This window comes from Rhizobium sp. N621 (assembly GCF_001664325.1).
In the GTDB taxonomy this organism is placed as follows: Bacteria; Pseudomonadota; Alphaproteobacteria; order Rhizobiales; family Rhizobiaceae; genus Rhizobium; species Rhizobium esperanzae.
This window is the reverse complement of the sequence record NZ_CP013495.1, coordinates 2,015,577-2,040,377: the sequence shown is the minus strand read 5'-3', so window position 1 is coordinate 2,040,377 and position 24,801 is coordinate 2,015,577. Positions and strand designations below refer to the sequence as shown.

The window sequence follows — 24,801 nt, the reverse complement described above, 5'->3', positions numbered from 1 at the left end:
CTGCGCTCAGAAGCGCGCCTGCGTCGAGAAAAGACCGTAGGGCCGCCACATCAGCATCAGGATCAAGGTCGCAAAGCCGACGGTGTCGCGGAACTGGAGACCGACATAGGTCGCCACCAGGCTTTCAGCGATGCCAAGGATCATTGCGGCGAAGAAGGTGCCGCGAACATTGCCGAGACCGCCCATGATGATGATCGGCAGCGTCTTGAAGGTGATGAGCTCCCCCATCCCACCATAGACGCTGACGTTGACGGGCGCCGTCAGAACGCCCGATAGAGCCGCCAGCGCCGCGCCCAGAATGAAAGTGCGCAACACCACCTGCGAAACGTCGATGCCGACGACTTCGCAGCATTCGACGTTCTGCGAGACGGCGCGCATGGCCTTGCCCATGCGGCTGTAGGCGACCATCAGTTCGAGGCCGATGAAGACGAGAAGCGTGACGACAAGGATCAGAATGCGCTGTTCGGCAAGGCTGAAGCCGAGGATCGACACCGGTTCGATATAGCCGCCGGAGAAGAACTTGTAACCGCCGCCGAAGACCAGGATGACCGTGTTCTGCAGAACCAGCGCGATGCCAAGCGTGGCGAGCACCCCGGCCTCGGCCGGGGCTCCGACCATGCGCTGCATGACGAAGCGCCCGACGACATAGGCGATGACGATCGTGGACAATACGCCGACCACGATCGATGCTTCGTAGGACAGACCGAGATAATCGATCGCAAACCACGCCCCGAAGGTTCCCAGCATATAATATTCGCCGTGGGCGAAGTTGATCGCCCGGAGGACGCCGAAGATCATCGTCATGCCGACGGCGACGATCGCATAGACGGAACCGGTGACGATCCCGTTGACGACCTGCTCGAGAATGGTCGAGAACATGGTGGTGCTCCTCGCGACCGGATTACTGGGTCGGGTACTTGATGTCTGCGGCGTAGGCGCCCTTGATGCTGGGTTTGCCGTTCTCGATCTGCAGCAGGATCATCGGCAGACGCGCCTGGTTGTGATCGTCGAAGGTGACCTCGCCGACCGGGCTCTTGTGCTTTATCTTCGACAGCGCGTCACGCACCTTCTCCTGATCCGTGCTGCCGGCCTCGTGGATCGCCTCGGCCAGAAGGTGGACGGTGTCCCAATGGACGTAAGCGTGGTTGTTCGGCGCCTCGTTATAGGCCTTCGTGAACTTCTCGACAAAAGCCTTGCTTTCCGGAGAATCCCAGGCCGGCAGCCAGGCTGCCGCCTCGACGGCGCCCTCGAGGGCCGTCGGCGCCGAGGCGATGGTCTTCGCAGTATTGAATTCGCCGTTGCCGATCAGCGTCACCTTGCCGGCCAGACCGAGCTCGACCATCTGTCGCGCGACGATCGGCGTCGTATCGGCAAGCCCGTACATGATGATCGCCTGCGCGCCATTGTCACGGATCTTCGACAATACGCTGCGGAAGTCGACCTCGCCTTCCTTGTAATAGTCCTCGCTGAGGATTTCGCCCTTGAACTGCGGCAGATACTTCTTGGTGAATTCGATCGCCGAGCGTCCGTAATCGGTATCGACCGAGAGGACGGCATATTTCGTGAAGCCGCGCTGCTCGGCGGCGTATTTGGCGACGACCAGAGCGCGGTTTTCATCCGTCGGATAGTTGCGGAAGGTCCACTTGTAGCCGCCGACGCCCGCGCCGTAGGTGATCTTCGGATTGGAGGACGCGGCGTTCAGCAGAAGCACGCCGGCGTCTTCGACGACCGGTTGCATCGCCAGCGTGACCGAGCTGGAAACGTCGCCGATAATGAAAGAGACCTCGTCTTCGTCGATCAGGCGGCGCGTCGCCGAGACGCCTTCGACGGGCGTTCCCTGGCTGTCGGCCGAGTAGATCTCAATCTTGTGGCCATCGACCCCGCCGGCCTGATTGATCTCGTCGACGGCGAGTTCGGCGCCATGCATGGAGAAGGCGCCATAACGGGCATTCGGGCCGCTCATCGGCGAAACGATGCCGAGTTTGATGGTTTCGTCGGCGGCGAATGCCGGGGCCGCGAGGTTCGGGACCATGGCAACGAGCGACAGGATTGCCGTAGAAATGCAAAGCGTTCTGCGAGATAGAGAATATGTCATGTTCCGCTCCGTGTGGTGATGACCCTGGCGCCGCTTATGCGGTTCTTCCAGGCCGGCTCCCAGCCGACAGCGTCACAGTACGTTCATGTCTCAGAGTTTGGCCAACACAACTCCATTCTGCCGCTATAGCGTTTCGCTATGGCGATGTCGACAACAGGCGCGGGCCGGACGGCAGGCCCGAACGTCGATAACAGTTGGCAAAGCAGATTAGCGAGCTGCCGGGGCAGACCCGACGCGTTTCCGGCCACGAGCCTTAGTCAGGCCCGTGGCAGCAGTTTTTGTATCGCTTAGAAGCGACGCGGTTCTTCCGGTTTGTTTCCGGCAATCGCGTCAATACGCTCCAACACATCAGCCGTCAGCTTGTGCCTGTGCGAAAGGGCCGCGAGATTATCCTGCAGCTGGCTGGCGCGCGAGGCGCCGAGAATGACGGTTGAGACGTTGCGATTGGCGAGGCACCACAAAAGCGCGAGATGGGTGATCGACAAGCCAATCTCGTCCGCGAGTTTTGCGAGTTCGCCGACTTGTCGGAGCTGAGCGCGGCCGGCATCGCTCGACCATCTTTCCTTCAGCCATTCGTAGCCGGGCAGGTTCATGCGGCTGTCGGCCGGCACGCCATTATTGTATTTGCCGGTCAGGACGCCGGAGGCGAGCGGCGACCAGATCGTGGTGCCAAGGCCGATCAGGTCATAGAGCGGGAGATAATCGGCTTCGACCTTCTGCCGTTCGAAGATATTGTATTGCGGCTGCTCCATGGTGGGCGGCGTGATGCGAAGGTCGCGGGCAACGGCGTAGGCTTCGGTCAACTGCTGTGCGGACCATTCGGAGGTCCCCCAATAGAGCACCTTGCCCTGGGCGACGAGATCATGCATCGCCCGCACCGTTTCCTCGATCGGCGTGTCGATATCCGGGCGGTGGCAGAAATAGAGGTCGAGGTAATCGACCTGAAGCCGCTTCAGCGCCGCGTGGCAGGCGTCGGTCACATGTTTGCGCGACAGACCGCGCTGCGTCGGCCTCTCACCTCCCCAGAAAACCTTGCTCGAGACGATGAAGGTGTCGCGGCTCCAGCCGAGCGACTTGAGCGCCTCGCCCATGACGATCTCCGACTTGCCGCTTTCATAACCTTCGGCATTGTCGAAGAAATTCACCCCATTGTCGTAGGCAAGCCGCATGAGATCGACGGCGTCGCCGCCGTTCACCTGCTTGCCGAAAGTGACCCATGAGCCGAAGGAGAACTCGCTCACCTTCAGACCCGACTTTCCCAAACGACGATATTCCATCACGCAGCTCCCGCAGGTTAGAACATGGGCCGATCATTAACCGGCCTCGACATCACACGATCGATCAGCGACCGACCGCTCTAATCTATGGCATGAACACCAATATGCGAGCCTGGTGCAACAGTTCCGCTACCGCAGGCGGAGAAATGTCGCCTTGATCAAGGCCAGCGCCTCAGTCAGGCCTAAGGCGGCCCCCGAAAAGCGCTCAATGCGGTTTTGATGCCTTCTCGATATTGGCTCTCATTTCCTCGGCCGATTGCGCGCCGGTAAATTTCTTGCCGTTAACGAAGAACGTCGGCGTACCCTCGACTTTGAAGTCGTCCCGCGCCTGAGACGTGAGCTTGCTCAATCCGTCGAGGATCGACTGATCGGAAACCAGCCGGTCGAATGTCGGCTTATCGATACCGGCTGATGCGGCAATATCGCGAAGTTCCTTCTCAATATCGCCGGTCTGAGCAATCTCATCATATTTGGAATAGAAAAGCTTCGTTAGCTCTTGATATTTCGAGCCTTCCTGCCACTCGCACAGCATGAATATCGCCATATCGACATTGTTGCGAACGAACGGCCTGAAGATCAAGCGCGCCTTTCCCCGCTCGATAAACTCCTTCTCGATCTCAGGCGCAACCTGCGTTCGGTAGTCGACGCAATGGGGACAGGTCGGAGACGAATACTCGATAATTGTAACCGGCGCTGAGGCCGAGCCGATCGGGTGATCCATACGGCCGATCGGTTCGAGAAGATCCGCCCCTCGCGAATTTATCGGGAAGAGCGCCATCGCAACAGCAATCGCGGCAATGCCGAAACCCATGCGCGCTGTCTTCATGGAGAGCACGGAATGTCCTTTCATCAAACGCGGCAGCGAATACGGTTCTCAGTGTTTGAGAACCTGGCCAAGGAACAACTTCGTCCGCTCGGATCGAGGGGCCGAGAAGAATGCCGCCGGTTCGTTTTGCTCGACGATCTGGCCTTGGTCCATGAAGATCACGCGATTGGCCACCGCTTGAGCAAACCCCATCTCATGGGTGACACAGACCATGGTCATACCGTCCTCGGCGAGCTGGATCATCGTATCGAGAACCTCCTTGATCATCTCCGGATCAAGCGCCGAGGTGGGTTCGTCGAAAAGCATGATCTTGGGATTCATGCACAGCGAACGCGCAATCGCGACGCGCTGCTGCTGTCCACCTGACAGCTGACCCGGATATTTGCGAGCCTGATCCGGAATTTTCACCCGCGTGAGAAAGTGCATGGCGACCTCCTCCGCTTGGCTCCTCGGCATCTTGCGAACCCATACCGGGGCGAGCATGCAGTTTTCAAGAATCGTGAGGTGCGGGAAAAGATTGAAATGCTGGAACACCATTCCGACTTCCCGACGCACATTGTCGATGTTCTTCAAATCGCTTGTCAGTTCGATACCATCGACGGCAATACGCCCCTGCTGGTGCTCTTCCAGGCGATTGATACACCGGATCATCGTCGATTTGCCGGAGCCGGACGGCCCGCAGACGACGATACGTTCGCCGCGCCGTACGGTCAGATCGATGTTTCGAAGAACATGAAATGATCCGTACCACTTGTTCAGACCGCTGATGTCGATTGCGACCGGATTGCGTTCGACACTATTTCGAGCTGCGTTCATCTTCACCGGCTCCCCTCTTTGTTAACGATGATCGGTCTTAAGCCGATGTTCCAGATAGACGGAGTAGCGGGACATCCCGAAGCAGCACACGAAGAACAGTGCACCGACAAAGATGAACAGCTCCCAATAGATTCCCTGCCAGTCGGTCGTCGCCCGGATGGAGTTCGTCAATGCAATCGGATCGAGAAGGCCGATGAAGACGACGAGAGTGGTGTCCTTGAACAGACCGATGAACGTATTGACGATGCTGGGAATCGAAATCTTGAGGGCCTGCGGCATGATGATGAGCCGCTGCGCTTGCCAGTAGTCGAGTCCGAGCGACTCGGCTGCCTCATACTGGCCACGCGGCAGCGCCGCCAATCCACCTCTGATAACTTCCGCAATGTATGCCGTTGCAAACAGCGACACCATGATGATCACGCGCAGGATCAGATCGAAGTTAGTCCCGGGTGGCAGGAAGTAGTTCAAGAGCAGGGAGGCCGTGAAGAGCAGAGTGATGAGCGGCACGCCACGGATGAACTCGATGAAGATTACGCTCACTGCTTTGATGAAGGGCATGCGCGATCGGCGGCCAAGCGCAAACAGGATGCCCATCGGGAGCGAAAGGGCGATACCGGTGACGCCGATCACGACGGAGAGCAGGAAGCCGCCCAATTCGTGTGACGGCACGGCAGAAAGCGAGAGCGGGATCGCGTTTTCGAGCAGCCTTTCCACAGGCGTCGCCGCAGCAAACCACCAGAATAGGCAACCCAGAAGGGCCAGTGCGGCCTGAACGCCGGTGTTCATGCCTTTTGCCGCGGTGCCGATAAGCACGGCAAAAAGGAAACCGGCGTAGACGGAGACCGGGAACCAGATGGAGCCGCCCCAGATCAGGAAGTAAGCCAGCCCGGGAAAAACGATGCTGAACCAGGCCAGCCTTCTGGGAGCACCTGAAAATAGGATCGGCAGAAGGGCAACGAAGAGGAGAAGGAACGCGAGAACCGGGCGCCAGTACATCTGTGCGGGATAGAATCCGAACAGGAGCTGAGGCCAGCGATCACGGATAACGCCCCAACAAGCGCCGCCGGAGTCACCGAGGATCTGGCGGCATTCGGTAAGAGAGGTAGCCGACCAGATCGAATTCCTGAGCCAGGGCCCGATCGCGCTGACAAGCCAGAAGATGCTGAATGCTGACAGGACGGTCAGGCTTGTATTGATCCAGCCGCTGAACAGGTTCTTTCGCGACCAGCGGATCACGCCCGCCTGGCGTGCCGGCGGCGCTGCGGCAGGAAGGATTTCCTGGCGAACAAACGCCATCTCTTGCCGAGCCATTTCATCGCTCCTTGAGTTTGACGCTGTTGTTGAAGACATTCATCACACCTGAGATGGACAGGCTGGCAAGCAGGTAGACGAGCATCATGAGGGTCATTCCCTCCAGCTCTCTTCCGGTCTGATTGATGGTGATGCCGCCGAGCGTCGAGCGAAGGTCCATATATCCCACGGCCAAACCGAGCGACGTATTCTTCGTGATGTCGAGATACATGGAGATCAGCGGAGGCATGATCACGCGCAGGGCCTGCGGCAGGATGACCAGCCGCATTGTTCGGCCAGGTCTGAGCCCCAAAGCGTGCGCTGCTTCGGACTGGCCCTTGGAGATGGCAAGGATACCGGCGCGGACGATCTCGGCGATGAATGCGCCGGTATAGATGCTGAGCCCGAGCCACATGGCGATCAGCGCGTTCCGCAGCTGAACGCCGCCTTGGAAATTCAGTCCCCGCAGCGCCGGGTATTCCCAGTGGAACCCGAGGGTCCAAAGCAGAATGAGCGGCGGCAGGAAAAGTACGACAATGCTTCTCCACCAGGTTTTCGGCCGTATTCCGGTCTCGCTTTGAACCCTTTGCGCACGGTTCACCAGCGCGCGGTTGAGGAAAAGACAGAGCACGACGACCGCAATAACGGCGAGCAAACCGACGCTGAGCTGAACAAACCCAAGATCGATGACGCCAAGATCAGCCGCCAGGGCCGGTGACGGGGCGTAAACCCCGCGGTTGGTGACGGCTATGGCACCGAAAATCATGCTTGCCGAGGGGTGATCTCCGCGAAACGCATTCGGCGCCGGCACCGCCTCGGTCATGATTGCGCCGAAGACCAAAATCCAGAGCAGTGCCGGGATGTTTCGGAACAGCTCGACATAAATGGTCATCAGCCGCGCAACGATCCAATTGTTGGAAAGCCTGAGAACGCCGGCAAAAATGCCGATGACAGTGGCCGTCACGCATGACATGGCCGCCAGAATGACCGTGTTCAGAAAACCGACCAAAGCCGCCCGGGCATGGCTCATCTGACTGGAATATTCGATCGGGCGTTGATTGATGTCGTAACCGGCAGGAGCCCAAAGGAAGGAAAACGAGTAGTCCTTTCCCATGGCGGCAAGGTTATGAGCAGTATTGTCGACCAGCCACGCCACCCCCAACATCAGGCACATCAGCGCAAAAATCTGGATAGTATAGGACCGGTATCGCACATCATCGAGCAGCATTCGCAGTCGAAACGGCTCGCTCGGAGCACCAAGATCGGTAGTCACCATTCATTCCTCCGGGGATGACCGCCGCGATCTGTGATCGCGCGCGCTTTATCGCGCAGAAAAGGCGCGGCCCCTGGTCCGCGCCCAAGGCGTCTCAACGGAATGGCTGGGCGTACTGAAGGCCGCCTTTGTTCCACAGTGCATTCGGGCCGCGATGCATGGCGATAGGCGTCTTCTCGCCAAGATTGGCCTCGAAGATCTCGCCGTAGTTGCCATCAACGGCGATCGCTCGCTTGGCCCATGCATTGTCGAGGCCAAACTGCTTGCCGAGATCGCCCTCGGCCCCCAATATGCGTTTCACTTCCGGGTTGTTGGACGACGTCGCCATCTCTTCGACATTCGCCTTGGTCACGCCGAATTCTTCGGCCGCGATCAGAGCGTTCAGCGTCCAATGGACGACATCCGCCCATTGCTCGTCACCTTGGCGAACGATTGGGCCGAGCGGCTCCTTCGAGATCATTTCCGGCAGGATGACATGATCGTCCGGGTTCTTGAAGCTCGAGCGTACGGAGGCCAGGTCGGATGCGTCGCTTGTGTAAACATCGCACGCGCCGGCGATGTACTTCTGTTGTCCCTCAGCGCTCGACTCCACCGGAACGGAATCGTAGGTGATCCCGTTGAGCTTGGCGTATTCCGCCAGATTCAACTCCGTCGTCGTGCCGGTCTGGATGCAGATCGTCGCCCCGTTCAAGTCTTTGGCCGAGTTGATGCCGGCAGACTTCGGGACCATGAATGCCTGGCCATCGTAAAAATTCGTCCCGGCAAATGTGAGCTTCAGATCGACGTCGCGCGAAAAGGTCCAGGTCGTGTTGCGGGAAAGAAGGTCGATTTCGCCGGATGCCAGCGCCGTCAGGCGGGTCTGACCGGTCGTGGGAACATACTTGACCTTGCTCGCGTCGCCGAGCACCGCCGCGGCGACCGCCTTGCAGATCGAAACGTCAAATCCGGTCCATTTCCCGGTGGCATCAGGGGCTGCAAAACCGACCAGACCGGTGTTGACGCCGCAGTTCAATAGCCCACGCGCCTTGACGTCCTCGAGGGTCGATGCCTTGGCCGCTGCCGAAGAGGCGACAACAGCGCAAAGCGCTCCGAGTATAAGTTTGTATTTCATTGACTTCTCCCAGTTGAGCCGTTCATCGACGGCGGTTTCCTTATGAGGAGCCCATGGCGGGCGCCTCGCATTCCCCGGATTTCTATTTTGGATTTGCTCGTGCGGTCAGCGGCTCAATTGGCGACTGACTTCGCCGGTTCGGGAAGCTCTATTTCAAGCTTCTCCAGGCGGCGCTCGACGGAGTTGATCATGGTCGAAGCTCCCTAGATTGCCGCGACGGCAGAGGTGATACGGCGGATCGCTTCGTCCACGGTGGAGCGAGGGCACCCCAGGTTGATGCGCATGAAGCCGTGTCCTTCGATGCCGAACTTCTGGCCCTTATCGAGCCAAACCCGTCCCCGGGTCAGCATGAATTTGTTCAACGCTTCCGCGTCCATGCCGAGACCACGGCAATCCATCCAGGCCAGATAGAGGGAGTCCGTCGGAAGGACTTTCAACCGAAGTTCGGCACCGTTGACGGCATCGGCAAAATGCTTGTGGTTGCCGCGCAGATATTCGAGCATATCCTCGACCCATTGCTCGCCATTGAGATAGGCAGCTTCGGCAGCGACCATTCCAAGCACGTTCACCAGGTGGAAAACATTTCGCTCGTATTGCCGCTGCAGTTCGGCGCGGAGTCTCCTGTTGGGCACGAAGACGTTGGCGCTCTGCAGGCCGGGCAGATTGAAGGTCTTGCTCGGCGCCGTGCAGGTAATGCTGTTCTGGGCAAATTCCTCACACAGAGAGGCGAAGGGAATATGCTTCTTCGCCTTGTTGAGGATGAGGTCTTCGTGAATCTCGTCTGATATCACCAGCACGTCGTGGCGGGCGCAGATTTCGCCCATCGACCGCAGCTCGGCCTCCGACCAGACATTGCCGGTCGGATTGTGCGGATGGCTCAGGATAAAGAGTTTCGTGTCGGGCCGGATCGCGGCTTCAAAGGTCTTTTCGTTGTAGGCGTAGTGCGTGCCATCGTAGTCGAGTGGTGCGAAAGCAAGGCGCCGCCCGTTTAAAAGCACGTCGTTGTGGAAATGGGCGTAAACGGGCGGCTGGATCAGAATAGAATCGCCGGGAGCGGAGAAGGCCTGGATGGCAGTCTTGAGCGTCGTGATGATGCCCGACGTCTGAAGGACCCATTCCTTGGCGACGTCCCAGCCAAACCGCTTCTGCTGCCATCCAACGACGGCATCGACGTATGAAGCGGTGGCTCCGCCCGGATATCCGAAGACGCCGTGCGACACCGCATCGTGGAGGGCGTCGATCACCGCCTGCGGCGCCTTGAAATCGGTGTCGGCAACCCACATCGGCAGGGGATCGGCGGCCGCTTCATCGGCGGCGAGCATCTTGCCGGCATAGGCCCATTTCATCGAATTGCTGTTCTTGCGATCAACGACCTCATCGAAGATCGATGGCGCGAGCGCCTCAGTCCGGTCGAGGTGTTTTGCTAGAGCCTGCTGGTTCACGAGCTTCCCTTCAATCATTCGCTCACGCGGTCCGCGGTGAGATTGACGAAGAGGTTAGCCGCGACGCATTATGAGCGGAAATGGTATGAATTCATCGATCAATGAACAGAGATCATAGATGATTGACAGGCATCACCTCTCCATCCTGCGGGAAGTAGACCGTTGCGGCAGCGTCACAGCGGCCGCAGACAAGCTCAACGTTACCCAATCAGCGCTCAGTCACACCATTGCGAAGTTCGAAGAACGCCACGGCATCAAGGTCTGGATGAAGAAAGGGCGCAGCCTGCGCCTGACGCAGGCTGGAGAATATCTCCTTGGTGTAGCGGAGCGTCTGCTTCCACAAATTGACCACGCCGAGCGGGTCCTACGAGATTTCGCCCTTGGCCGGCGTGGGGCAATCCGCGTCGGCATGGAGTGTCACCCGTGTCAGCGCTGGTTGACGAAGATTTCGACGCCCTATCTTGCGGCTTGGCCGGACGTTGATTTCGAGGTCTGCACGGCGTTCCGTTTCGATGGCGTCGCGGCGCTGATCGGGCATGAGATCGACGTTTTGATTACGCCCGATCCGGTTGATTTGCCGGATGTGATGTTCACCCCGGTTTTCGACTACGAACTGGTTCTCATGGTTCATGAAGACCATCCGTTGGCCGCCAAGACCATTGTCGACCCCCACGACCTTCTCGACGAGGAGCTTATTACCGTTCCGGTGAGTTTGGAGCGCCTGGATATCTATACGCGCTTTCTGGTTCCAGCGCTTTGCCGCCCCCGTCGGCACAGAACGGCGGAAACAGTCGATCTCATGCTCCAGCTGGTCGCCGCCAAGCGGTGCGTGACGGTGCTTCCTGATTGGCTGCTGCAAGACGAGGCGGCCAACCTGCCGATCAAAACGCTCCGCCTTGGCGATGCAGGAATCCGAAAAAGCATAAATCTCGGAATTCGTCGCGGAGAGGAGACCGTCTCCTATATCAGCGGCTTCATCGATGCCGCCCAGCGGCAGCAAAGCTCAATTTGAGAAAGTTTGATGTGCCGACGCCCAGCGCAACACCTCCCCGCTTTCAAAGATGAGCACCGGCCCGCAATCTCAGATCATGCAGTTCTTGGCAGTCGCGCCGATTGCCATACGAGCGGAACGAGCACCAAGGCGACGGCCGGAAACACGAACCAGTTCACGGTCTCCCAGCCGGAGCTGAACATCAGCGAGCCCGAAAAGAACGAAGCCAGCGCCACGGTGCCGAACACCAGAAAGTCGTTTGCCCCTTGGACTTTGCCGCGTTCCTCAGGGGTGTGGCAATCCGACACCATTGCCGTCGCTCCGATGAAACCAAAATTCCAGCCGATGCCCAGGAGGATAAGCGAGCCCCAGAAATGTCCGATATCGAGGCCGGCCAGCGCCGTCATCGCCGATCCGCCGATTAACACCAGCCCGATGGCGGTGACTCTCTCTTTGCCGAAATGCGCCATCAGACGACCCGTCAGGAAGCTCGGGCCATACATGGCAAGAATGTGCCACTGAATGCCGAGCGCCGCATTGTCCATCGAATGGCCATGGCCGACCATTGCTATCGGTGCGGCCGTCATGACGAAGGTCATGAGACCGTAGGAAACCACGCCCGCCGCGACGGCCAGGACATAGCGGGGCGCGGTGAGGATTTCGGATAATTTACGTCCGCCATCGCCTCGACCGGCCCTCGCGGCAGGGCTCGTGCTGCGGTAGGTCAGAAGCAGTGGGATTGCGAGGAGCGCCAGACCTGCCTGGCTGATAAAACTGCCGGCGAAGGGAAAGCCGGGCAATGAATCACGCGTCCAGATAACGAGCTGAGGCCCAATGATAGCGGCAAGCAGGCCACCCACCATCACCCGGGAAATGGCCTTGTCGCGCTGCGCCCCCGACATCTCATCGCCGGCTGCGAACCTGTAGCTTTGAACATAAGAGCCGTAGAAGCCGGCCGCCATTGTTCCCAGGCAAAACATCAAGAACAGCTTTGCGACGATCCCCACTGCGGCAATCAGACCGCCGGCGATACCCAGAAAGGCTCCCAATATATATGCATTGCGTCGGCCAAGACGGCGCATGAAGTAAGCGGCTGGAAGAGTGCCGAGCGCCAGACCGACATTGTAGAGACTGACGGGAAGCGTCGCGAGCGCCGGGTTGGACGACAGATGCTGTCCGACCAATCCACCCAGGGAAATCACAATCGGACCATTGGCGCCACCAAACACCTGGCTTGCCCCCAGGATGTACGTGTTTCGGTTCTTGGCGCGGTCATCGATCATGGTTCACCTGCAATTCGTTAGGCCAGGCAGCTTATTGCGACGCATTTGCCGGGCTTGTCTGGAATAGAAAAACTGACCCATAATGCAAGGAGGGGCGACACCTCCTCAGCCGACAATGCGGCCCGCCGCCATGGGACGGCCGAGGCAATTTAAAGTTTCACTCCACGCTGACAACATCGAAAAACTCCGCTCGCGGCAAAGAAAAGGTTTCCATGAAATCGCCCGTTTATCTCAATGCTCTGCGCGCGTTCGAGGCCAGCGCCAGACATGGCAGCTTCGTCGAAGCCGCCGCCGAGCTCCACGTGACGGCGCCTGCCGTCGGGCAGCTCGTGCGCGGCCTTGAAGAATGGATAGGGGCGCCCCTCTTTTATCGAACGGCGACCGGCAAAACCCGGCTGATGCCGACGGAAGCAGCAAATCGAGCCTTGCCTGACATCCGGGAAGGATTGGATCGACTGAGCCTCGGACTTGAGCGCCTGAAGGAAGGATCAGTTGGCCGGGTTCTCACGGTCACGGTCAGTCCCGCTTTTGCGGCAAAGTGGCTGCTTCCGAGGCTCGAGCGGTTTCAAGCGAAAGTGCCGGACGTCGATATTCGCCTGGACACCAGCCTGAAGCTCGCCGACTATGCTGCGCAGGGCATCGATATCGGGGTCCGGTACGGCGCCGGCGACTGGCCCGGGCTGGTTTCGGAAAAGTTGATGGAGGAAGAGGTTTTTCCGGTATGCTCTCCAGCGCTGAAGGCTTCCCTGACATTGTGGCGGCCGGACGAACTGGCTGCCTGCACGCTTATCCACGACGTCTCGGTCGATCCGAATTCCGGGTTCATGACATGGGATTTGTGGTTCAAGACGATGGGCCTCAGTCAAACGGCGCAGTCGAGGGGCTTAACGATCAACAATTCGGCTGCCGTACTCCAAGCCGCGATCGATGGACGCGGCGTCGCTTTGGCCCGGAGCATCCTGGCTCATGATGACCTGGCGGCCGGGCGGCTGGTCAGGTTGTTTCCCGACCGATCCGTCGCTTCGTCACTGGCCTACTACGTCACTTATCGCCCTGATTTTGCCGCACTGCCGCGTCTTGCCGCATTCCGGGACTGGCTTTTCGAAGAAGCGCTCAGCGAGCGTTCCTTACCTGAATAGTTTTTCTTTCCCATAGACGAAGAACTTCGCGTTTGCGAGTTGGTGAGCTTCAGTCAATCCTGACATCGAAGGCGTGTCTCCCACGGGCATAAGGCGTTGCGTCTTGGCAGTTGCGATTTGCGGAGACCGAAAGTTTTTCTTTCGATCAAACCCTCCCCTTGCGCGGCGGGTTTCGGGAAAGCGGATATGTTGAACAAAGAGACCTATCTTCGAGGCGGCCGATGAGCCTTCCAGTCATGATTGTCGGCGGAGGTATTTCGGGGCTGACGCTTGCTCATGCCATGCATTCGGCCGGCATCGAGTTCGTTCTCATCGAAGGGCGCGACCGACTGGGAGGCCGGATCTTTTCGGCGGGGATCGATGGACTGCCATCCGAAGACGGATTCGATCTCGGCCCATACTGGGTTTGGCCGGAGATGCAGCCTGTCCTCTGTTCTCTGGCGGAGAGTTTGGGCGTCCAGCTTTTTCCGCAGAACGAAGAGGGCGACATCGTCTTTGAACGGTCGGCAAGCGTCGCGCCTCAACGCTTTCCAGCCTTTCAACGCGAACCGCGTTCCATGCGGATTGCGGGTGGCACGGCCTCCGTGATCGCGGCGTTGAAAAGCCGAATTGCCGCTGAACATATGCGGCTCGGCACTGGAGTGACCGGGCTTGCGCGTAGGGGCGGCTTGGTGTCGGCAACGGTTGCGAGGCCGGATGGAACGGCCGAGACGATGGAGGCGGCGATCGTGGTGCTCGCAATGCCGCCCCGCCTCATCGATCGTTCGATCAAGTTCGAACCGCCCGTCGATCCTGCGCTGGCCCGGCGATGGCGTTCGACGCCGACCTGGATGGCTCCGCATGCCAAGTTTTTCGCAATCTACGACGAAGCATTTTGGCAAAGAGATGGGCTCTCCGGTGCGGCGCAGAGTATGATTGGCCCCCTCGGGAAATACATGACGCGACGACATCGTCCGGCAAGGCAGCTCTGTTCGGCTTCATCGGCATAAATGCCGCAGAGCGTCGACGGATTGGGCCGGAACCAATCATTCAAGCAGCGGTTCAACAGATCGTCCGGCTGTTCGGAGACAAGGCTCGGACACCCGTGGCGACCTTATACAAAGATTGGGCCGCCGACGCGTTGACGGCAACCGAGGACGACTTGATTGCCACCGGCCACCCCCTCCCCGATAGCCGACCATGGGTATCGGGAGACTGGGCGCCAGTGCTGATGCTGGCTGGTTCCGAAACCAGCATGACGAACCCGGGTTATTTGGAAGGCGGAGCTGAAGCGGCTCTGCGTGTTGCGGCAGACATCGAACGCATGTGGCCAAGCTTTTCCAAGCGCTCGGCATCGGGATCCCACTTGTGAAATCCCTGGAGGTTCAAATGAAACGGACATATCGCGCGATGCAGGTGACGAGTCCAGGCGCGCTTGAGCTGGTGGAAAGAGCTATTCCGACGCCGGGCGATGGCGAGGTGCTGATCGAAGTCGATGCCTGCGGAATCTGCGGTGCGGACGCCAAAGACATTGAGGGGCCGGACACCAATGGCCGTTTGCCTCGGGTCCCGGGTCACGAGGTGGTCGGCAGGATTGCGGCCATAGGACGGGGGACACCCGGACGATGGAAAATCGGCCAAAGAGTTGGAGTCGGCCGCCTTGGCGGTCACTGCAACGAATGCGACCAGTGCCGACGCGGCCAATTTCAGCTGTGCACGAACCAGCCGATCGTCGGCGCGACCTGTGACGGCGGCTATGCCGAGATGATGATCGCCCGCAATACCGGGCTTGTGGCGATCCCCGACGAACTCACGGCCGAGGAGGCAGCGCCGATCCTGTGCGCGGGGCTGGCGACCTTCAACGCACTGAAGAAATGCGGCGCGGAAGCCGGCGACGTCGTGGCCATTGTCGGCATAGGCGGTCTTGGCCACATGGCGCTGCAGTATGCCCGCAAGATGGGTTTCAAGGTGATTGCCATCGGACGGGGCGACGACATTGCCGACGACGCCAGATCGCTCGGAGCTCATGATTATATCGATACGGCGAGGGAAAACGCAGTAGAATGTCTGCAGCGCCTGGGTGGTGCGAAGGCCGTTATTTCCACCATTGGAGATCTCCAGGCGGTTTCGGCACTCATGCCAGGTGTCGCGGCTCAAGGCCGGCTTGTCGTCCTTGGAATCGGAAAGGACCCTTTGGCGGTGTCATCAGGACCGTTGGTCGGCGGTGAGCGCAGCGTGTTGGGTTCGATCACCGGGACGCCTTTCGAGAACGAAAAAACCTTGGACTTTTCCGTCCTCGTTGGCGTGCGTCCCCAGTTCGAGACGATGCCGTTCGAACAGGCCACGAGCGCCTTCGAAAAGATGAAGTCCGGTGGCGTCAAGTTTCGGGTGGTGTTGACCATGGAGAAAACCGATGCGTCTGAATGATGATTTCACCAAGCCGACGGTCGTGCACGCCGCGAAACTGGATTGGGTCGCCAGTCCGGCTCGCGGGGTCGATCGCCGGATGCTTTATCGCGTCGGCGAGGAAGTGGCTCGGGCGACGTCGATTGTCCGCTATGCCGCAGGCAGCGTATTTCCGTCTCATACACACACGGGCGGTGAGGAAATATTGGTGCTCGATGGCATATTCGAGGACGAACACGGTCGCTTCCCGGCCGGATCATACTTCCGCAATCCGCCGGGTACGTCGCATGCGCCTGCATCCGCTGACGGGTGCACCATCTTCGTCAAGCTCTGGCAGTTTCGCGAGGGCGACGAGGCTCAAATCGTGCGCAGACCGGGTGAAGGAGAACCTGGATTTCAAAACGATGCCGTTACCGCAACAATCCTGTTCGATGACGGCCATGAGCAGGTCTATCTGCAAAGGTGGGCCAGCAGCGCCTCGATCAATCTTTCGAATCATCGTGGATTGGAGCTGCTGGTTCTCGAAGGCGAGCTGTCCGTCGGCACGCAACGGCTTGTATCCCAGAGCTGGATGCGGCTGCCCGCAGGCGAAAACCTGATGACAAACGCCGGGGTACAGGGCGCCTATGCTTGGATCAAGGACGCGCCATTGCAGCATGCCGATGTTTTGAAACTCCCCTAGCAAGGCAACCTCTTTCTTTGACTAGACGCCGGCCCGTGGGGCCCTGTAATAAGCCCGAGCTGAATTCGCCCGCATCCGCATTCTGCCGGCAAGCCAGAGGTATGTTGATGAAAAGATGCCAAGTCGCGATCGTCGGTGGAGGGCTCGCTGGGCTCTGCGCCGCACGGGCCTTGAATTCGAAGGGCGTCGACTTCCTTTTGTTTGAAGCGAGAGATCGACTTGGCGGTCGCATCCTGACGACAGATGAACATGGGATTCCCTCCGACAACGGGTTCGATCTCGGTCCGTCCTGGTTCTGGCCGATGATGCAACCGGAGCTTGCCGACCTGGTGCTGGAACTTGGGCTTTTGTCGTTCGCGCAAGCCAACGACGGCGATGTGATCTTCGAGCGAATGTCGCGTGAAGGACCGCAGAGGTATCGCCCTGTCGAACAGCAAGGAAAATCTCTTCGCTTGATCGGCGGGTCGGCGGCGCTGGTGCGTGCTTTGGAACGAGACATTCCTGCCGGCAGAATTCGACTCAATACCCATGTGTCGGCGATGGCGCTTACCGGTGACGGTGTCGAGATTACCTCGAAGGCTGCCGACGGCACGGCCGCAGTGATCAACGCGCAGCAGGTCATTTGCGCCCTGCCGCCTCGACTGCTTGAGGCGAATGTGACTTTCACGCCGCAGCAGGACCAATCCACCTTGGCTCGCTGGCGGGATACGCCGACCTGGATGGCGCCGCACGCCAAGTTTTTCGCGATCTATGATCGGCCTTTCTGGCGCGACGGCGGGTTATCGGGAACCGCCCAGAGCATGGTTGGCCCCATGGTCGAAATGCATGACGCGACCCTCGCGGATGGAAAGTCAGCCCTCTTCGGCTTCATCGGCACCGGCGCGGATCAGCGAGCGGCACTCGGCGAGGAGGTGTTGAACAAGGCCTGCATTGCTCAGTTCGGGCGAATTTTCGGCGCTGGCGCATTGGAGCCGCTCAGCACTATTTTGAAAGACTGGGCAGCCGATCCATTGACTGCCACAAGCCGTGACCGCGTCGCGGCGGGACACCTATCGGCCGAGGATACGAATTGGGTGTCGGGACCGTGGAGCCGGCGGCTGGCCATGGCCGGCAGCGAGACGAGCGCGATTGAACCCGGCTTCCTTGCCGGGGCCGTAGCCGCTGCGAAACGGGCGGTTTCAGCGGTTGTCACGTCACGCTGATCGCGAAGAACTACATCCTCAATGGCCTAAGCCGACGGAAGCAACGGCGATGACGCGACTTGGAACGGATTAGCAACATCCGGGCGAAATCGGACCGCCTTCGCCCGCTGACCGGCCCATGTCATCCACCTGTTATCCACAGCTTATCCACAGGCGTGGTGGCGGCGACCGCAGCAACTTCAATGACATTGCCCGGCGGCAAACAATAGCTCGCAAATACTATGTGACTATCAAATGACACTGCGCTTTTGTTTGCGGGCGCAGATACAAACCGCGATCGGGCTCGGATAGATTTACTCTGTTCCCGACCGTGGCGGCGGATACTGGGAGGAGGAGGCGGTGGGCCAACGAGGGGCTCACCGCCTTTTTTCAGGCGGTGCGGGAGCTTCTGTAAACAGAGACGCCGAGTTCCCTGATCTTCTTGCGCAAGGTGTTGCGGTTGAGGCCGAGAAGATCGGCCGCCTTGATCTGGTTGCCGCGCGTTGCCGTGAGCGCCGCGAGGATCAGCGGATATTCCATTTCGGTCAGAACCCGGTCATAGAGGCCCGGCGGCGGCAGGTTTTCGCCGAAGCTGGCGAAGTAGGTGCGCATGTTCTCCTCGACGGCTTGCGCGATCGTCATCGAGCCGTTGCGGATCGGCCCCTTGTCGATCGGGCTGTCGGGCACGTCGGAACGCAGCTCTGCATCAATGATCTCGCGGGTGATGACATCCTGCGGATAGAGCGCCATCAGGCGGCGGATGAGATTTTCCAGCTCGCGGACATTGCCCGGCCAGGCATAGGCCTTCATCAGCTCCAGCGCTTCCTGATCGAAGCGTTTGGAGCCGAGCCCCTCCTTTTCGGCCTGCTGGATGAAGTGGCGCACAAGATCTGGAATGTCCTCGGCACGGTCGCGCAGCGGCGGCAGGCGCAGCGGCACCACGTTGAGCCGATAATAGAGATCCTCGCGGAACAGGCCTTGATTGATCGCCTGCTTCAGATCCTTGTTGGTGGCGGCAACGATGCGCACGTCGGTACGGATCGGCGTGCGGCCGCCGACGGTGGTGTATTCGCCCTGCTGCAGCACGCGCAGAAGCCGCGTCTGGGCGTCCATCGGCATGTCACCGATTTCGTCGAGGAAGAGCGTGCCGCCTTCGGCCTGCTCGAAGCGACCGGTCGAGCGGGTCTGCGCGCCGGTGAAGGCGCCCTTCTCATGGCCGAAGAGTTCGGATTCGATCAGATCGCGCGGGATCGCCGCCATGTTGATTGCGACGAACGGGCCGTTGCGGCGCTTGCCGTAATCATGCAGGGCGCGGGCGACGAGCTCCTTACCGGTGCCGGACTCGCCGGTGATCATCAGCGTCAGATCGGTCTGCATCAGGCGGGCGAGCACGCGATAGATTTCCTGCATCGCCGCCGAGCGGCCGACCAGCGGCATGCCGTCCTGCATGTCCTCTTCGAGTTTGGCGGGCTTGCGCTTCGGCTCGGCGAGCGCCCGGCCGATGATGCCGATCAGTTCGGTCAGGTCGAAGGGCTTCGGCAGATAATCATAGGCGCCCTTCTCGGACGCCTTGATGGCGGTCATGAAGGTGTTCTGCGCGCTCATGACCAGGACCGGGAGATCGGGACGGGCCTTCTTGATGCGCGGCAGGAGGTCGAAGGCGTTCTCGTCGGGCATCACCACGTCGGTGACGACAAGATCGCCCTCGCCCGCCGAAATCCAACGCCAGAGGGTTGCGGCGTTGGAGGTGATGCGAACGTCATAGCCGGCGCGGCTCAAGGCCTGGTTGAGCACGGTCCGGATGGCCGCATCATCATCTGCAACGAGGATCGTGGCTGTCATCGAGAAGGTCCTGTCGAGCTTACGGAAGAGGCATCCTCGAGCGAGGCGTCCTTCGACGCCGGCATGAGAACGCGGAAAGTCGTGCGGCTGTTCTGGCTGTCGCATTCGATGATGCCGCCGTGATCGCCGATGATCTTGGCGACCAACGCCAGGCCGAGACCGCTGCCGTTCGTCTTGGTGGTGATGAACGGATCGAAGAGGTGCGGCAACAGATCGGCGGGAACGCCGGGGCCATTGTCGTGGACGCAGAACTCCAGCGGCAGCGAGATCTTTTCACGCGTGCCGGCGACCGAGAGACGAATGCCCGGACGATAGGCCGTCGTCAGCATGATCTCGCCATCCGGCCGGTCGCCGACTGCTTCGGCGGCGTTCTTCACCAGGTTGAGGAACACCTGAACGAGCTGGTCGCGATTGGCATAGACGGCCGGCAGCGACGGATCGTAACTCTCGGTGATGCGGATATTGCGGGCAAATCCCGCCTTGGCGACCGCCTTCACATGATCGAGTACGGAATGGATATTGACCGGCATGCGGTCGACCGGCCGTTCGTCGGAAAAGACTTCCATGCGATCGACCAGCGAGACGATGCGGTCGGTCTCGTCGCAGATCAGCCGAGTCAGCGCCCGGTCGTCATCGATCGCCGATTGTTCGAGCAGCTGGGCGGCGCCACGGATGCCGGAGAGCGGGTTCTTGATCTCATGCGCCAGCATGGAGGCAAGCCCGGTGACGGAACGGGCGGCGGCGCGATGCGTCAACTGCCGGTCGATCTTGTCGGCCATCGAGCGTTCCTGGAAAACGATGACGACGGCGCCGGGTTCACTCAGCACCGGAGCGACATAGAGATCGACGAGCTTGTCCTGGCCGAGGCGCGGCGAACTCAGGTCGACACGGTATTCGTTGACCGGCGCCTTGCGCTCACGCACCTGGTCGATCAGGGCGAGCAGCGGACTGCCGAAGGGGATGAAAGTCGAGATCCGGTATCGCGCCAGATGCGAGGCGCTGGCGCCGAAAAAGGCCTCCGCCTCCCAGTTGGCGAAGGCGACGAAACCGGATTCGTCGACCATGACGACGGGGTTCTGGATGGCGTTCAGCACGGCCATGGCGACGGTTCCGCCGGCGTGGTCGGGCGGAGATGTCATATCTTTCGTCATGCCGCCTCCCGGCTGTCGACAGTGGCTGTATCGAGTGCATCGTGAAGGCGCGCAGCCACCTCGCTCGGGTCGCGCGAGGTCATGATGTCAGCCTTCTCGCCGCCGGCAAGGCCGGGAGCAAACCGCTCGAGATACCAGCCGAGATGCTTGCGGGCATGGCGGATCGCCACCGCCTCGCCGTAAAAATCGAGCATCATCCGATAATGTTCGACGGCGATATCGGCAATATCTTCGCGTCGCGGTTCCGCTGCTCCGGCGAGGACGCCGGCATGCCACGGCCTGCCCTGGCAGCCTCGGCCGATCATGACGGCATCGGCGCCGGAGCGGCGCAGGATTTCCTGCGCGTCGTGCGCGCTCTCGACATCGCCATTGGCGATCAGCGGAACGGAGATCACCTCGCGGACCGCACGGATCGCGTCCCAATCGGCGCGGCCTTCATAAAATTGCATGCGGGTGCGGCCATGAATGGTCACGAGCTGGATGCCGGCCGCCTCGGCGCGGCGCGCAATGTCGGGCGCGTTGATGGAATTCTCATCCCAGCCGAGGCGCATCTTCAGCGTCACCGGAATGTCGACGGCGTTGACCGTTGCCTCAATCAGACCGAGCGCATGATCGGGATCGCGCATCAGCGCCGAGCCGGAATAACCGCCGATCACCTTCTTTGCCGGACAGCCCATGTTGATGTCGATGATATCGGCGCCATGATCGGCCGCGATCTTCGCCGCTTCCGCCATCCAATGCGCCTCGCGCCCGGCGAGCTGCACCATATGCGGCCGAAAGCCGGCAGCCTTGAGCCGCGACCAGGATTCGGCGGTGTCGTTGACCAGCTCGCGGCTCGCCACCATCTCGGTGACGACGAGGCCGGCGCCGAAGCGCCAGGCAAGCTCACGGAAGGGCATGTCCGTGACGCCGGACATCGGCGCCAGCACAACGCGGTTCCGCACGGACACGGGTCCGATTCGGAAAGACGCTGCGAGATTCTTGCAAATCAAATGATTATCTTTCAGGCACACCATAGAACTGCATTATTTTTAGCCATAGATCCATGCCTTTGCCAAGGGGGCTCGGATCGGAATCGATATTTTTCGGGGCAGACGCTGGAAAAGGCCAAAGCAAGAGGTTAGAGCACTCCGGTCAATTCCGCATAATTTAGGGGATTTATGCTGCAAATGCCGTCCAAGCAACCGATATCGGCTGGAATTGTCATCGTTGCCGCCGGTCGCGGCGAGCGCGCCGGATCCTCCACGGAAGGCCCCAAGCAATATCGCATGATCGGCGGCAAGCCGGTTATCGTTCATACGCTTGAAAACTTGATGACATGGGAAGCCGCCAAACAGATCGTCGTCGTCATTCATCCCGACGACGAGGCGCTGTTTGCGAGGGCGTTTCGCCATATCATTTCGGCAACGCCGATCGAAACGGTACATGGCGGTGCGACAAGGCAGGAGTCCGTGCTTGCCGGCCTGAGACACCTCAAGGACAAGCATGTCAGCCATGTGCTGATCCACGACGCAGTGCGGCCGTTCTTCGACCATGTTCTTCTCGACCGCATTGCCGAGCGCCTTGGCGACGGCGCGCCGGCGGTGCTGCCGGCGATGCCGGTCACGGATACGCTGAAACGCGCCGACAGCGCCGGCACAGTACTGACAACGGTCTCGCGCGAGCACCTCTACGCGGCGCAGACGCCGCAATCCTTCGCCTTCGCAACAATCCTTGACGCGCATGAGAAGGCGGCGGCGAGCGGGCGAAGCGATTTTACTGACGACGCCTCGATCGCCGAGTGGTCGGGCATTCCGGTGACGATCGTCGAGGGCACGCCCGATAACGTCAAGCTGACGGTCAAGCGCGATATCGCCATGGCCGACGACAAACTCTCGGCTTCGCTGCTGCCCGACGTGCGCACCGGCAACGGCTATGACGTGCACCAGCTCGAGCCGGGCGACGGCGTGACACTCTGCGGCGTGTTCATTCCGCACGATCAGAAGCTCAAGGGCCATTCCGATGCCGACGTGGCGCTGCATGCGCTGACAGACGCGCTGCTTGCCACCTGCGGCGCCGGCGATATCGGCGATCATTTCCCGCCGTCCGATCCGCAATGGAAGGGAGCGGCTTCGAAGATATTCATCGAGCATGCCGCTCGGATCGTACGGGAACGCGGCGGCACGATCATGAATGCCGACGTCTCGCTGATAGCCGAGGCGCCGAAGGTCGGTCCGCATCGCGAGGCCATGCGGGCGAACCTGTCGGAATATCTCAGCATCGATCTCGAGCGCTGCTCTGTCAAGGCGACGACCAATGAGAAGATCGGCTTCGTCGGGCGGCGCGAAGGCATCGCGGCGATCGCCACGGCGACCGTCGTCTATCGGGGAATGAAGCGATGAGTCTTTTTCCCGCGGATATTCATTCGGCGGCAGAAGCGATTATCCGCGACTTCACGGCTGTCGGGCTGATGATCTCGACGGCCGAATCCTGCACCGGCGGACTGATCGCCGGAGCGCTGACCGAAATATCGGGTTCGTCGGCCGTCGTCGACCGCGGCTTCGTCACCTATACGAACACGGCGAAGATGGAGCTGCTCGGGGTGCAGGAACAAACGCTGCTCGGCTTCGGGGCGGTTTCCGAGGAGACGGCCCGGCAAATGGCGCATGGCGCCCTCTTCCGCTCGCGGGCCGCGATTGCCGTCGCCGTCACCGGCATTGCCGGTCCCGGCGGCGGGTCGGCGGAGAAACCAGTCGGGCTCGTGCATCTTGCGGCCGGATCGCGGACCGGCGCATTCATCCACCGAAAGATGCTATACGGCGATATCGGCCGCAGCGCGGTCAGACTGGCAACGGTGCGGACGGCGCTGGAATTGGTGCATTCTCTGCTGCCCGCCTGACGCCGGTTGCGATCGTCTATCACACCGAGGCGTAGATCCTGTTCGCCCTTGTCTCGAAGGCTTCGGTGAACATGCGGAAAGCGCGATCGAACATCGAGCCCATCAGCGCGCCCAGAATGCGGCTCTTGAACTCATAATCGATGAAAAAATTGATGGTGCAGCCGCCGGCCGGCGTTTCGGCAAAATGCCACCGGTTTTCGAGATATTTGAACGGGCCGTCGATATATTTGACTTCAATGACACGCTCGGCCCGGTTCAACAGCACCTGGGTCGTGAAGGTCTCGCGGATCGCCTTATAACCGACCGTCATATCGGCAAGGAGCAGGATCTTGCCCTCGCGCTCCTTGCGGCTCCTGACCGAAAGCGCTTCGCAGAGCGGCAGGAATTCGGGATAACGCTCGACATCGGCAACGAGATCGAACATCTGGTCGGGCGTATGCGGGACGGAACGGTGCGTTTCGAATTGAGGCATAGGCGGCACTTAAGCGGGCCGATCCAGAAGATCAAGGAGTTCGCGCATCCGGCGGCGGGATTTTAGCTGAAGAACCGGCACATCGGGACCATGTTCGGCGATCCCGGCGGCATAATTGCGAACTGCAGCCTCAATCAAGGGGACGGCGTCCCGCTCGAAATTCCAGATATAAGTGAGTAGTTCCAGCGAAAGGCGTTCAGGGCAGCCGGCAGGCAGCTCTGGACGGCTACGCCCGAAATAACGGAACGTTCTTGAGATGGCTCCGTACAAGCACGCATATCTTGGCAGACGCAGCCAAATGACGGCTTCGGCACGCGGCAGGCGGAGATGGAAGGAACTGAGACCGGTTCCATCCATGATCCAGCGCTCTTCCGTAACGGCTTCGGCGATCAAGCGGTAGATCTCATCGCGCGGCCTCTTTATCCAGCCCGGCAGCCAGTAGAAGTCGCGATCCATGGAGATGTAGCGAAGATCAAGCGATCGCGAGAGCTGTTTTGCGAGCGTGCTCTTGCCGCTGCCGGGGCAGCCGATCACCAGGATACGATCGGCTTCGGCCAGCACCGCTTTCGAACTGGATGTGCCATTCATCGGCGGCAGCCCGTGGAAAAAACCGCGATAAAACCGTTGCGGTCAGTTTGGTAACTAACGTGCTCTCTACTTGGCGTCA

General features: G+C 60.1%; 22 protein-coding genes and 1 pseudogene. 8 read left to right on the top strand and 15 right to left on the bottom strand.

The window, feature by feature from the left end:
* Positions 1-6: 6 nt before the first annotated feature.
* From AMK00_RS09955 to AMK00_RS09915, 9 genes are all read right to left on the bottom strand, one after another.
* Positions 7-879 (bottom strand): branched-chain amino acid ABC transporter permease, encoded by an 873-nt coding sequence (locus AMK00_RS09955; protein ID WP_064810267.1) that lies wholly within the window; start codon positions 877-879, stop codon positions 7-9.
* A gap of 22 nt (positions 880-901) precedes the next feature.
* Entirely contained in the window at positions 902-2,095 is a 1,194-nt protein-coding gene (locus AMK00_RS09950; protein WP_064810266.1) for an ABC transporter substrate-binding protein, read from the bottom strand.
* A 287-nt stretch (positions 2,096-2,382) separates the two neighbouring features.
* Positions 2,383-3,372, bottom strand: coding sequence for a potassium channel beta subunit family protein (locus AMK00_RS09945; protein ID WP_064810265.1), 990 nt, complete (start codon positions 3,370-3,372; stop codon positions 2,383-2,385).
* Between the two features lie 205 nt (positions 3,373-3,577).
* On the bottom strand, positions 3,578-4,198 hold the full coding sequence (locus AMK00_RS09940; RefSeq protein WP_237350463.1) for a DsbA family protein: 621 nt from the start codon (positions 4,196-4,198) through the stop codon (positions 3,578-3,580).
* Between the two features lie 48 nt (positions 4,199-4,246).
* Positions 4,247-5,014 carry an amino acid ABC transporter ATP-binding protein gene (locus AMK00_RS09935; RefSeq protein WP_064810263.1) on the bottom strand — a complete coding sequence of 256 codons (768 nt, stop codon included), beginning with the start codon at positions 5,012-5,014 and terminating at the stop codon, positions 4,247-4,249.
* Positions 5,015-5,035: 21 nt separating this feature from the next.
* Positions 5,036-6,325 (bottom strand): amino acid ABC transporter permease, encoded by a 1,290-nt coding sequence (locus tag AMK00_RS09930; protein WP_082240291.1) that lies wholly within the window; start codon positions 6,323-6,325, stop codon positions 5,036-5,038.
* A gap of 1 nt (position 6,326) precedes the next feature.
* Complete coding sequence (locus tag AMK00_RS09925; protein WP_123876195.1) at positions 6,327-7,580, bottom strand: amino acid ABC transporter permease; 1,254 nt, start codon at positions 7,578-7,580, stop codon at positions 6,327-6,329.
* Between the two features lie 91 nt (positions 7,581-7,671).
* The gene (locus AMK00_RS09920; RefSeq protein WP_064802357.1) at positions 7,672-8,688 is read right to left on the bottom strand and encodes an amino acid ABC transporter substrate-binding protein; all 1,017 of its coding nucleotides are present in this window, start codon (positions 8,686-8,688) and stop codon (positions 7,672-7,674) included.
* Between the two features lie 203 nt (positions 8,689-8,891).
* On the bottom strand, positions 8,892-10,130 hold the full coding sequence (locus AMK00_RS09915) for a MalY/PatB family protein (protein WP_237352970.1): 1,239 nt from the start codon (positions 10,128-10,130) through the stop codon (positions 8,892-8,894).
* 118 nt (positions 10,131-10,248) lie between these two features.
* Here AMK00_RS09915 and AMK00_RS09910 point away from each other — a divergent pair, with 118 nt between their 5' ends.
* Positions 10,249-11,142 carry a LysR substrate-binding domain-containing protein gene (locus AMK00_RS09910; RefSeq protein ID WP_064802353.1) on the top strand — a complete coding sequence of 298 codons (894 nt, stop codon included), beginning with the start codon at positions 10,249-10,251 and terminating at the stop codon, positions 11,140-11,142.
* Between the two features lie 74 nt (positions 11,143-11,216).
* Here the strand turns inward: AMK00_RS09910 and AMK00_RS09905 are convergent, their stop codons facing one another.
* Positions 11,217-12,404 carry an MFS transporter gene (locus AMK00_RS09905; protein WP_064810260.1) on the bottom strand — a complete coding sequence of 396 codons (1,188 nt, stop codon included), beginning with the start codon at positions 12,402-12,404 and terminating at the stop codon, positions 11,217-11,219.
* A 212-nt stretch (positions 12,405-12,616) separates the two neighbouring features.
* Here AMK00_RS09905 and gcvA point away from each other — a divergent pair, with 212 nt between their 5' ends.
* From gcvA to AMK00_RS09880, 5 genes and pseudogenes are all read left to right on the top strand, one after another.
* Positions 12,617-13,543: a transcriptional regulator GcvA gene (gcvA, locus tag AMK00_RS09900; RefSeq protein WP_064810259.1), complete on the top strand. Its 927-nt coding sequence runs from the start codon at positions 12,617-12,619 to the stop codon at positions 13,541-13,543.
* 221 nt (positions 13,544-13,764) lie between these two features.
* Positions 13,765-14,894 (top strand): annotated as a pseudogene (locus AMK00_RS33415) (flavin monoamine oxidase family protein).
* A gap of 17 nt (positions 14,895-14,911) precedes the next feature.
* Complete coding sequence (locus tag AMK00_RS09890; protein WP_064810258.1) at positions 14,912-15,949, top strand: alcohol dehydrogenase; 1,038 nt, start codon at positions 14,912-14,914, stop codon at positions 15,947-15,949.
* Entirely contained in the window at positions 15,936-16,610 is a 675-nt protein-coding gene (locus tag AMK00_RS09885) for a cupin domain-containing protein (RefSeq protein WP_064802344.1), read from the top strand. The genes AMK00_RS09890 and AMK00_RS09885 overlap by 14 nt, the downstream gene beginning before the upstream one ends.
* A gap of 107 nt (positions 16,611-16,717) precedes the next feature.
* Positions 16,718-17,812 (top strand): flavin monoamine oxidase family protein, encoded by a 1,095-nt coding sequence (locus AMK00_RS09880; protein WP_064811684.1) that lies wholly within the window; start codon positions 16,718-16,720, stop codon positions 17,810-17,812.
* Between the two features lie 369 nt (positions 17,813-18,181).
* Here AMK00_RS09880 and ntrC read toward each other — a convergent pair whose 3' ends face one another.
* The 3 genes from ntrC to dusB are packed head-to-tail and all read right to left on the bottom strand — an operon-like array spanning position 18,182 to position 21,800.
* Positions 18,182-19,633: a nitrogen regulation protein NR(I) gene (gene ntrC, locus AMK00_RS09875; RefSeq protein ID WP_064802342.1), complete on the bottom strand. Its 1,452-nt coding sequence runs from the start codon at positions 19,631-19,633 to the stop codon at positions 18,182-18,184.
* A complete protein-coding gene (locus tag AMK00_RS09870) occupies positions 19,630-20,784 on the bottom strand; it encodes a two-component system sensor histidine kinase NtrB (RefSeq protein WP_064802337.1) in 1,155 nt (384 codons plus the stop codon). The genes ntrC and AMK00_RS09870 overlap by 4 nt, the downstream gene beginning before the upstream one ends.
* Entirely contained in the window at positions 20,781-21,800 is a 1,020-nt protein-coding gene (gene dusB / locus AMK00_RS09865) for a tRNA dihydrouridine synthase DusB (protein WP_064810257.1), read from the bottom strand. Before dusB ends, AMK00_RS09870 begins: the two co-directional genes overlap by 4 nt.
* A gap of 144 nt (positions 21,801-21,944) precedes the next feature.
* Between dusB and AMK00_RS09860 the strand changes: the two genes are divergently transcribed.
* Together AMK00_RS09860 and AMK00_RS09855 are read left to right on the top strand one after the other, a co-directional pair.
* Positions 21,945-23,165, top strand: a complete 1,221-nt coding sequence (locus tag AMK00_RS09860; RefSeq protein ID WP_064810256.1) for a bifunctional 2-C-methyl-D-erythritol 4-phosphate cytidylyltransferase/2-C-methyl-D-erythritol 2,4-cyclodiphosphate synthase — start codon at positions 21,945-21,947, stop codon at positions 23,163-23,165.
* Positions 23,162-23,662 carry a CinA family protein gene (locus tag AMK00_RS09855; RefSeq protein WP_064810255.1) on the top strand — a complete coding sequence of 167 codons (501 nt, stop codon included), beginning with the start codon at positions 23,162-23,164 and terminating at the stop codon, positions 23,660-23,662. The genes AMK00_RS09860 and AMK00_RS09855 overlap by 4 nt, the downstream gene beginning before the upstream one ends.
* A 19-nt stretch (positions 23,663-23,681) precedes the next feature.
* Here AMK00_RS09855 and AMK00_RS09850 read toward each other — a convergent pair whose 3' ends face one another.
* Both AMK00_RS09850 and AMK00_RS09845 read right to left on the bottom strand, forming a co-directional pair.
* Positions 23,682-24,134 carry a type II toxin-antitoxin system RatA family toxin gene (locus AMK00_RS09850; RefSeq protein ID WP_064802328.1) on the bottom strand — a complete coding sequence of 151 codons (453 nt, stop codon included), beginning with the start codon at positions 24,132-24,134 and terminating at the stop codon, positions 23,682-23,684.
* Between the two features lie 9 nt (positions 24,135-24,143).
* The gene (locus tag AMK00_RS09845; RefSeq protein ID WP_064810254.1) at positions 24,144-24,722 is read right to left on the bottom strand and encodes an AAA family ATPase; all 579 of its coding nucleotides are present in this window, start codon (positions 24,720-24,722) and stop codon (positions 24,144-24,146) included.
* Positions 24,723-24,801: the final 79 nt, after the last annotated feature.

Bases quoted from the DNA above. Each gene is read 5' to 3' on its own strand.
- AMK00_RS09860 (WP_064810256.1), top strand. From the start codon at position 21,945: ATGCTGCAAATGCCGTCCAAGCAACCGATATCGGCTGGAATTGTCATC.
- AMK00_RS09940 (WP_237350463.1), bottom strand. From the start codon at position 4,198: ATGAAGACAGCGCGCATGGGTTTCGGCATTGCCGCGATTGCTGTTGCG.
- AMK00_RS09920 (WP_064802357.1), bottom strand. From the start codon at position 8,688: ATGAAATACAAACTTATACTCGGAGCGCTTTGCGCTGTTGTCGCCTCT.
- AMK00_RS09910 (WP_064802353.1), top strand. From the start codon at position 10,249: ATGATTGACAGGCATCACCTCTCCATCCTGCGGGAAGTAGACCGTTGC.
- AMK00_RS09855 (WP_064810255.1), top strand. From the start codon at position 23,162: ATGAGTCTTTTTCCCGCGGATATTCATTCGGCGGCAGAAGCGATTATC.
- AMK00_RS09930 (WP_082240291.1), bottom strand. From the start codon at position 6,325: ATGGCTCGGCAAGAGATGGCGTTTGTTCGCCAGGAAATCCTTCCTGCC.
- AMK00_RS09945 (WP_064810265.1), bottom strand. From the start codon at position 3,372: ATGGAATATCGTCGTTTGGGAAAGTCGGGTCTGAAGGTGAGCGAGTTC.
- AMK00_RS09885 (WP_064802344.1), top strand. From the start codon at position 15,936: ATGCGTCTGAATGATGATTTCACCAAGCCGACGGTCGTGCACGCCGCG.
- gcvA (WP_064810259.1), top strand. From the start codon at position 12,617: ATGAAATCGCCCGTTTATCTCAATGCTCTGCGCGCGTTCGAGGCCAGC.
- AMK00_RS09890 (WP_064810258.1), top strand. From the start codon at position 14,912: ATGAAACGGACATATCGCGCGATGCAGGTGACGAGTCCAGGCGCGCTT.
- ntrC (WP_064802342.1), bottom strand. From the start codon at position 19,633: ATGACAGCCACGATCCTCGTTGCAGATGATGATGCGGCCATCCGGACC.
- AMK00_RS09955 (WP_064810267.1), bottom strand. From the start codon at position 879: ATGTTCTCGACCATTCTCGAGCAGGTCGTCAACGGGATCGTCACCGGT.
- AMK00_RS09935 (WP_064810263.1), bottom strand. From the start codon at position 5,014: ATGAACGCAGCTCGAAATAGTGTCGAACGCAATCCGGTCGCAATCGAC.
- AMK00_RS09925 (WP_123876195.1), bottom strand. From the start codon at position 7,580: ATGGTGACTACCGATCTTGGTGCTCCGAGCGAGCCGTTTCGACTGCGA.
- dusB (WP_064810257.1), bottom strand. From the start codon at position 21,800: ATGGTGTGCCTGAAAGATAATCATTTGATTTGCAAGAATCTCGCAGCG.
- AMK00_RS09950 (WP_064810266.1), bottom strand. From the start codon at position 2,095: ATGACATATTCTCTATCTCGCAGAACGCTTTGCATTTCTACGGCAATC.
- AMK00_RS09845 (WP_064810254.1), bottom strand. From the start codon at position 24,722: ATGAATGGCACATCCAGTTCGAAAGCGGTGCTGGCCGAAGCCGATCGT.
- AMK00_RS09905 (WP_064810260.1), bottom strand. From the start codon at position 12,404: ATGATCGATGACCGCGCCAAGAACCGAAACACGTACATCCTGGGGGCA.
- AMK00_RS09850 (WP_064802328.1), bottom strand. From the start codon at position 24,134: ATGCCTCAATTCGAAACGCACCGTTCCGTCCCGCATACGCCCGACCAG.
- AMK00_RS09880 (WP_064811684.1), top strand. From the start codon at position 16,718: ATGAAAAGATGCCAAGTCGCGATCGTCGGTGGAGGGCTCGCTGGGCTC.
- AMK00_RS09870 (WP_064802337.1), bottom strand. From the start codon at position 20,784: ATGACGAAAGATATGACATCTCCGCCCGACCACGCCGGCGGAACCGTC.